This is a genomic window from Photobacterium sp. ABD4_091, assembly GCF_056160145.1.
In genome coordinates this window covers 139,313-145,968 of record NZ_JBSWWQ010000005.1, presented here as the reverse complement: position 1 = coordinate 145,968, position 6,656 = coordinate 139,313, and the positions used below count along the sequence as shown (strand labels likewise).

Annotated in this window: 6 protein-coding genes and 5 tRNA genes; 8 read left to right on the top strand and 3 right to left on the bottom strand. The window is 49.6% G+C overall.

Annotated features, from left to right (window positions below; genetic code table 11):
- Positions 1-96: 96 nt before the first annotated feature.
- A tRNA-Asp gene (locus tag ACXAGQ_RS27515) sits at positions 97-173 on the top strand.
- Positions 174-790: 617 nt separating this feature from the next.
- Here the strand turns inward: ACXAGQ_RS27515 and ACXAGQ_RS27510 are convergent.
- The 3 genes from ACXAGQ_RS27510 to ACXAGQ_RS27500 all read right to left on the bottom strand — a co-directional run bounded on the left by ACXAGQ_RS27510 (position 791) and on the right by ACXAGQ_RS27500 (position 3,337).
- Positions 791-1,420 (bottom strand): nicotinamidase, encoded by a 630-nt coding sequence (locus tag ACXAGQ_RS27510; RefSeq protein ID WP_475258254.1) that lies wholly within the window; start codon positions 1,418-1,420, stop codon positions 791-793.
- 11 nt (positions 1,421-1,431) lie between these two features.
- Complete coding sequence (pssA, locus tag ACXAGQ_RS27505) at positions 1,432-2,781, bottom strand: CDP-diacylglycerol--serine O-phosphatidyltransferase (protein ID WP_475258253.1); 1,350 nt, start codon at positions 2,779-2,781, stop codon at positions 1,432-1,434.
- Between the two features lie 103 nt (positions 2,782-2,884).
- On the bottom strand, positions 2,885-3,337 hold the full coding sequence (locus ACXAGQ_RS27500) for a GNAT family N-acetyltransferase (RefSeq protein WP_475258251.1): 453 nt from the start codon (positions 3,335-3,337) through the stop codon (positions 2,885-2,887).
- 75 nt (positions 3,338-3,412) lie between these two features.
- On the opposite strand from ACXAGQ_RS27500, the gene murB reads away from it, so the two are divergent.
- The 7 genes from murB (at position 3,413) to ACXAGQ_RS27465 (ending at position 6,638) form a co-directional block, all read left to right on the top strand.
- Positions 3,413-4,453: a UDP-N-acetylmuramate dehydrogenase gene (gene murB, locus ACXAGQ_RS27495; protein ID WP_475258249.1), complete on the top strand. Its 1,041-nt coding sequence runs from the start codon at positions 3,413-3,415 to the stop codon at positions 4,451-4,453.
- Entirely contained in the window at positions 4,450-5,412 is a 963-nt protein-coding gene (gene birA / locus ACXAGQ_RS27490; RefSeq protein WP_475258248.1) for a bifunctional biotin--[acetyl-CoA-carboxylase] ligase/biotin operon repressor BirA, read from the top strand. The genes murB and birA overlap by 4 nt, the downstream gene beginning before the upstream one ends.
- Positions 5,412-6,143: a type III pantothenate kinase gene (locus ACXAGQ_RS27485; RefSeq protein WP_475258247.1), complete on the top strand. Its 732-nt coding sequence runs from the start codon at positions 5,412-5,414 to the stop codon at positions 6,141-6,143. Before birA ends, ACXAGQ_RS27485 begins: the two co-directional genes overlap by 1 nt.
- Before the next feature lie 96 nt (positions 6,144-6,239).
- Positions 6,240-6,315 (top strand) — tRNA-Thr (locus tag ACXAGQ_RS27480).
- Between the two features lie 36 nt (positions 6,316-6,351).
- Positions 6,352-6,436, top strand: a tRNA-Tyr gene (locus ACXAGQ_RS27475).
- A 39-nt stretch (positions 6,437-6,475) separates the two neighbouring features.
- Positions 6,476-6,550: transfer RNA gene (locus ACXAGQ_RS27470), tRNA-Gly, on the top strand.
- A 12-nt stretch (positions 6,551-6,562) separates the two neighbouring features.
- Positions 6,563-6,638, top strand: a tRNA-Thr gene (locus ACXAGQ_RS27465).
- Positions 6,639-6,656 lie beyond the last annotated feature (18 nt).

The following is a 6,656-nucleotide window of genomic DNA, read 5'->3' as shown; positions in this document are numbered from 1 at the left end:
CTCCCCATGTGAGAGTAGGACATCGCCAGGCTTCCAATTTAGATATGCGTATTGAACGACGTATATCGGATAAACATAAAATGTTTATCACCGTGTGGAGCGGTAGTTCAGTTGGTTAGAATACCGGCCTGTCACGCCGGGGGTCGCGGGTTCGAGTCCCGTCCGCTCCGCCACTTATACTAAGCCCAAGTCGAAAGACTTGGGCTTTTTTACATCTGTCGGTTATGTTCTCCTTGCTGGCGAATGAGTCCCGCTGGTGCGCCAGCCCGGCCTTTACGCCACTTATTAAGAAGCCTCAAACTAGGCGTCCCCGACGAAAGACGAGGCTTTCTTGTATCTGACGCTCTCGTAAGTGCTGTGCACTTTGGCCGCGTCCGGAAGCCCGGTGCGTTGAGTCCCATCAGCTTCACCACTTATACTAAGCCTAAGCAGAAATGCTTGGGCTTTTTTACATCTGTTGGATATGTGTTCGCCTTGCAGGCGAATGAGTCCCCTAGAGCGCCAGCCCGGCCGTTCCGTCACTTATATTAAACCGAAGCAGAATTACAGTTCTTCGTTACGTACCTAGAAGCCCTGCTAACAATATCAGGGCTTTTGTCTTCATAGGAAGAACGAGGCTATGGGGTTTAAGAGCGGCCCTACAGGTCGTTAGTAGTGATACTCGGCGTTTAGGGTCAGAGGTTGATCGGGGGGAATTCAGAGAGTCTTCTGACAGAACCGCAGAACCATAAGAAAAAGAAACCCAGCCAATGGCTGGGTTCATAATATTAAGAACAAACGATGGCTTCGGTTATAACAGGGCTTTGACAGCCTCGGTGCTATCACAAACGCGAATACCAGCCGCTTTCATCTCTATACAGGCCTTTTCAACCGTCTCAGGCGCAATGCCACGGCAAGCGGCGAGATTGACGATCACTTGGAATAGGCCGGTTGTTTGCAGTTGCAAGGCCGTGGTCTTGACGCAATAGTCGGTAGCTAGGCCACCAACTAAAACCGTATTAACTGCCTTGCTTTGTAACCACTCGATCAGACCCGTGCTGAGCTTTTCTTGAAGATCATGATAGCAAGCGCCGTAGGGGTGAAGATCCGGCTCGATCCCTTTCCAAATGACATGATCATACTCGGTGACCGCAGGCAAATCCGGAATGGTTTCGAACCCTGTCGTTCCGGGAACAGCATGGCTAACCCAGGTCAGGTCGGCGTTCGGGTGATCTAAGGCAGAAAGCATCTTTTCATGTGATTCGACAACCCAAACAGCATTGTGAGGATGAGCGTCTTTGGTCAGTATTCGCAAGCTTGCCAATGCTGCCTGGCGATTCAACTCAGAGCCGATAGTATCACCTTCTGCGACCGGTAATTCATTTGGGCACAGAGGGGTAAAGGTCTTTTGTGGGTCTACATCGATGGCAGCAATGGTCATGGCTTTTTCTCTTACAGGATCTGGTTAAGGATATGGTCGGCTTTCACTCGACGGATACGCTTGATCAATTTACGCACTGGTGCCGGGTATGCGTCGATATTATCGATAAACTTGTAGCTACCAACGAGCTGGGTATGCTCAAGGATACGGTCGAGCTCGCCTTGTTTCTGCTCTGCCAGCAACTGCTGCTTATCATGAACCAGAATGGCATTTTCTAAATCCAGCTTCCAAGCGCGCGGGTTGAGGTTATTACCGGTGATCAGCATATAACTGCGATCAACCCAGATCCCTTTAAGGTGGAAGCTGTTGTCATTGTGCTTCCATAGGTGGATAGCAAGCTGGCGTCGGGCAATGGCCCCTTCATTCTGCTTGGCAAAGTTACGCAGGTTGACTTCATATAGATAAGGTAGCCCAGCGATAGTCTTGAAAGGCTCACTCGGCGGGATATAGAAGTCATTTGCGGTCTTATCACCAACAACAATGGTTACTTTCACTCCGCGGCGTAGTGCCCTTTTAACTTCTCGGCTAACGCTACGTGGGAAGTTGAAGTAAGGGGTGCAGATAGTCAGTTCTTGTTGGGCACTGGCAATCAGGGTGCAGATATGTTGGTTAAGCTTATTTTTCCGCTTGCCAAGACCTACTAGTGGGGTAAGGCCTACTTCTGTGTCAGAGACCTGCTCAGGCTCAAACTGGTAGCTGGCTCTTTGTAATTGATGGCGCAGCTCTTTGATTGCCCCTTTCAGGATTCTTGTTTCCGGACGGTTAGCCTGGCTCAGGCAATTGACCGCATCGCTGTTAACTAGGGTGTCTACAATAAAGTTGGCCATGCTATCGGCTAACTGGCTATTATGGATCACATGATAGCGGTCATAGCGGTAGCGCTGGTGCTGGGCTAGGTAGACATCATTGAGGCTCGCGCCGCTATAGATGATTTTGTCATCGACGACAAAGCCTTTTAGGTGCAGTACACCAAAGACTTCTCGGTTACGTACCGGAACACCTAGAATATCGATCTGGTGTTCGTATTTTTCCGAGAATTCACGGTATAAGGCAGCGTTACCGTCTGATTTATCTGCACCGATAAGCCCACGTTGTGCCCGGTGCCAATCGACCAGAACCTTGATATCAAGCTCTGGGTTAGCTTGTTTGGCTTCGTACAGTGCCGTGAGGATCCCACGCCCACCGTCGTCATCTTGTAGGTAGAGCGCAACTAAATAAATACGCGCTTTGGCTTTGGAGATTTCTTGGTGGAGACGTTCACGGAACGATCCTGCATCGAGAAGGGTCTCTAAATCTTCTGGCTTGTGTGCAATACACGGCAGTTGCTCAATGCGTTGCTTGTTAGCAATAGCTGAATCCATTATCGCCTCGTTTACGCGACCTTAATAAGGATGAATCGGTTAGTTAAGGGCGCAATTATATCAGAAAAACATCATAGTCCACGTATTGCTAAGTTGGCTTATGTCACGCTTGGCTTAATTCACGTTTACTACTTTGATCATAGAGCATGGGAGTAAGGCTTTTACCGCTTTGTCGGTAGCGGTTTATCCTTGTACGTAACGACTCTGGTAGTTGGTTGTCTTCCAGCGTTACAAAACCTGCAGATTGGTAAAACGACTCTAAATAGCTAAAAGCAAAGCAGTAACAAAGCTGTGCTGAGAGCTGGGTTTGGCAAGCGGTTAATAATGCAGCGCCTTGACCTTGTGAGCGTAAATCAGGATGAACCAGCATCCCGGTCAGCAGTTGGAAGTCTTCAAATTGCTTGAACCTGACACACGCTTGTATGCCTTTGTTATCCTCGCCAATCCAAATGATTTCGTCTTTTTTCGCCTTGCCCGCGGGGTAATATGCCTTATAGAAGCGGTTGATCAGGGGAAAACGTAGAGGCTCTAGTAGGTGGAATCTAAGCTTGCTCATAGGGAAAACACTGCCAAGAGTGGATGAATCAGTTAAAATGCAGCCCCTAGTATAAAGGTATGGATCATAAGTCGCATGAAAGTTTTGCAGGATAGGTCGCTCGCACCGTTTCACACATTTGGTCTCGATGTTCAAGCCAAAGAAATTGTTATAGCCGAAACGGCGCAGGATTTGGTGTCTATCTGGCAAGATGAACGTTATCGAGAAATGCCTAAGTTGATCCTCGGTCAGGGCAGCAACATTCTTTTTTGTGAAGACTTCGCCGGTATCGTTGTACTAAACCGTATTACCGGTATCGAGGTAACAGAAACCGCCGATGCCTTCTTGCTGCATGTTGGAGCAGGAGAAGATTGGCATCAACTCGTGACCCAAACTGTTGAGCAGGGTATGCCGGGGTTAGAGAATCTTGCTTTGATCCCTGGCTGTGTCGGTTCATCGCCGATTCAAAATATTGGGGCCTACGGGGTCGAGCTAAAAGATATTTGCGCTTATGTCGATACCGTAGAACTGCGAAGCGGGAAGGAGAGCCGTCTGACAGCAGAGCAGTGTCAGTTTGGCTATCGTGATTCCACTTTTAAGCACGCATTGAAAGGCAGCCATGCTATTACCGCCGTTGGTTTTAGGTTGAGTAAAGCCTGGGTTCCGGTTATTTCATATGGCCCTCTGGCACAGTTTGATTCGGCAAGTGTGACAGCGAAAGAAATCCTTGATGCAGTCTGTGAGATCCGCCAATCTAAGCTGCCAGATCCTAATGTGCTGGGAAATGCGGGAAGTTTCTTTAAAAACCCTGTGGTAGAGGGATGTGTTGTTGAGCATCTACTTGCACATTATCCGTCGATGCCGCATTATCCTCAATCCCATGGCATGGAAAAACTTGCAGCCGGTTGGTTGATAGATCAGTGTCAGCTAAAAGGTCACCAGATAGGTGGCGCGCGAGTACATGACCAGCAGGCGCTGGTATTGGTCAATTACCACCATGCTCAAGTTGCTGATGTATTACAGCTCGCCCAGTTTGTGGTGGATAGCGTGAAGGCCAAGTTTGGTATTGAACTGGAGCATGAAGTCCGCTTTATGGCTGGAGAGAAAGAAACCACATTGGCCGAGGTTTTCCAATGAAAGAGCATGCCACGCGCCTTGCCCTGATTGCCAAACTGGCAAATGGGCAGTTTCATTCCGGTGAGGCGCTGGGTGAAGCGCTGGGGATCTCCCGGGCGGCAGTCAGCAAGCACATTAAGGTGCTACGTAGTTGGGGAATAGATATTTTCCGTCTCCAAGGCAAAGGCTATAGCCTACCGGCAAAACTGGAACTGCTTGATTGCGATACGATCTTGGCTCAGGTAAAGTGCCCGAGCTTAGAGGTGATCCCTGTCATTGACTCGACTAACCAGTATTTGCTCGACCGTGTAGGTACGATGCCCAAGGGGGCATGCTGCCTGGCCGAATACCAACAGGCTGGCCGAGGCCGCCGAGGTCGCCAGTGGCTTTCGCCCTTTGGCAGTAATCTATACCTTTCGATGTATTGGCGTCTTGATGCAGGTATAGCGGCGGCAATGGGTCTGAGCCTAGTTGTCGGAGTCGCTATTGCCGAAGCGCTAGAGTCGCTGGGCACGGAAGGGATCAAGGTCAAATGGCCCAATGATCTTTACTATCAGGATCGAAAACTAGCTGGCATTTTGGTTGAAATGTCGGGCCAGGCTGGTGAAGCAGCCCACTTGGTGATTGGTATGGGGCTGAATATTGCGATGCCTGAGTCAGAAGGTGAGGCCATTGAGCAGTCCTGGACCAACCTTACAGAGGCTTGCGACTCTTTACCGGATCGGAATACGCTCGCTGCGACACTGATCAACCGTTTGCATGAAGCGTTGAGCGAATATGAAGAAAGCGGGATGGATGGTTTTACCACTCGCTGGAATAGGCTGGATAACTTTTTGGATCGCCCTGTGAAGTTATTGATGGGTAACCGTGTAGTGGAAGGGATTGCTCGCGGGATCAATAACCAGGGAGCGTTGTTACTGGAAACCGAGCAAGGGATTACTCCTTACCTCGGTGGAGAAATCAGCCTTAGAGGTTGTTGATGCAAATTTTGATTGAAGCGGGCAACAGCTATGTAAAAGTTGCCCAACTATTTGAAGATGGCCATTTCACATTGCTGGGACGCTTTCCGAGCAAGAAGCTGGAAATGGTCTTGGAACCGTTACTGGAGAATGGAGTCACCAGAATAGTGTTTGCCAGTGTGGGGCCGGTTGAAATTGATAACTCCCTGCAGCGCATCTCACAGCTTGCCAATATCCCTGTGATGCAGGTTAAGACGCTGAGAAAAGACTTTGGTGTTAAGAACGCCTACAACGAATACCAATACCTGGGTGTTGACCGCTGGCTGACGCTGGTGGCTATTCGCCAGGAATTCAAAGCGCCAACCGTTATTGTTGATATTGGCACCGCGCTCACGTTCGATGTGATGACGGAAGAGGGCAAACACCTTGGTGGTTGGATTGCCCCCGGCTACCAGCTGATGATGAAGTCGGTGTTGGAGAATACCACCAAAGTCTTTGCCGATCGCGAGCACAGTGATGCCCTTACGTTTGCCGATAATACCGCAGATGGCCTGAAGAACGGTTGCCGTGCCGCTTTGGTAGGTTTGATCGAGTACGGCCTATCCCAAGCGCGTGAAAAACTGAAAACTGAACCCAAGGTGATCCTATGCGGGGGCGGTGTTCGGCACCTGCCGCACCAATGGGGGAAAGACTTCTGTCACCGCTCCGATTTGGTGCTGGAAGGCCTTGCTTTGTATGCAAAATGCCGGTAGTGGGTAATTTTTCGCCAGTAAGGTTCGAAAACTAAAAAAAACGGGAAAAAGGTATTGCAAGGCTAGGGATAGTTCTCTAGAATGCGCAGCACTTACGCCGACTTAGCTCAGTAGGTAGAGCAACTGACTTGTAATCAGTAGGTCACCAGTTCGATTCCGGTAGTCGGCACCACTTTCTCCTAGATGAGTGAAAGTGCAAAAAAAATCTGGAGGGGTTCCCGAGTGGCCAAAGGGAGCAGACTGTAAATCTGCCGGCACTGCCTTCGATGGTTCGAATCCGTCCCCCTCCACCATTTTCTTAAGAAAGAATAGCTTAACGAGTGACGAGTTTCGCGGGCATCGTATAATGGCTATTACCTCAGCCTTCCAAGCTGATGATGCGGGTTCGATTCCCGCTGCCCGCTCCACACTTCTTGTGTGCTGATATAGCTCAGTTGGTAGAGCGCACCCTTGGTAAGGGTGAGGTCGGCGGTTCAAATCCGCCTATCAGCACCACTCTCTCCCTAAGTGACT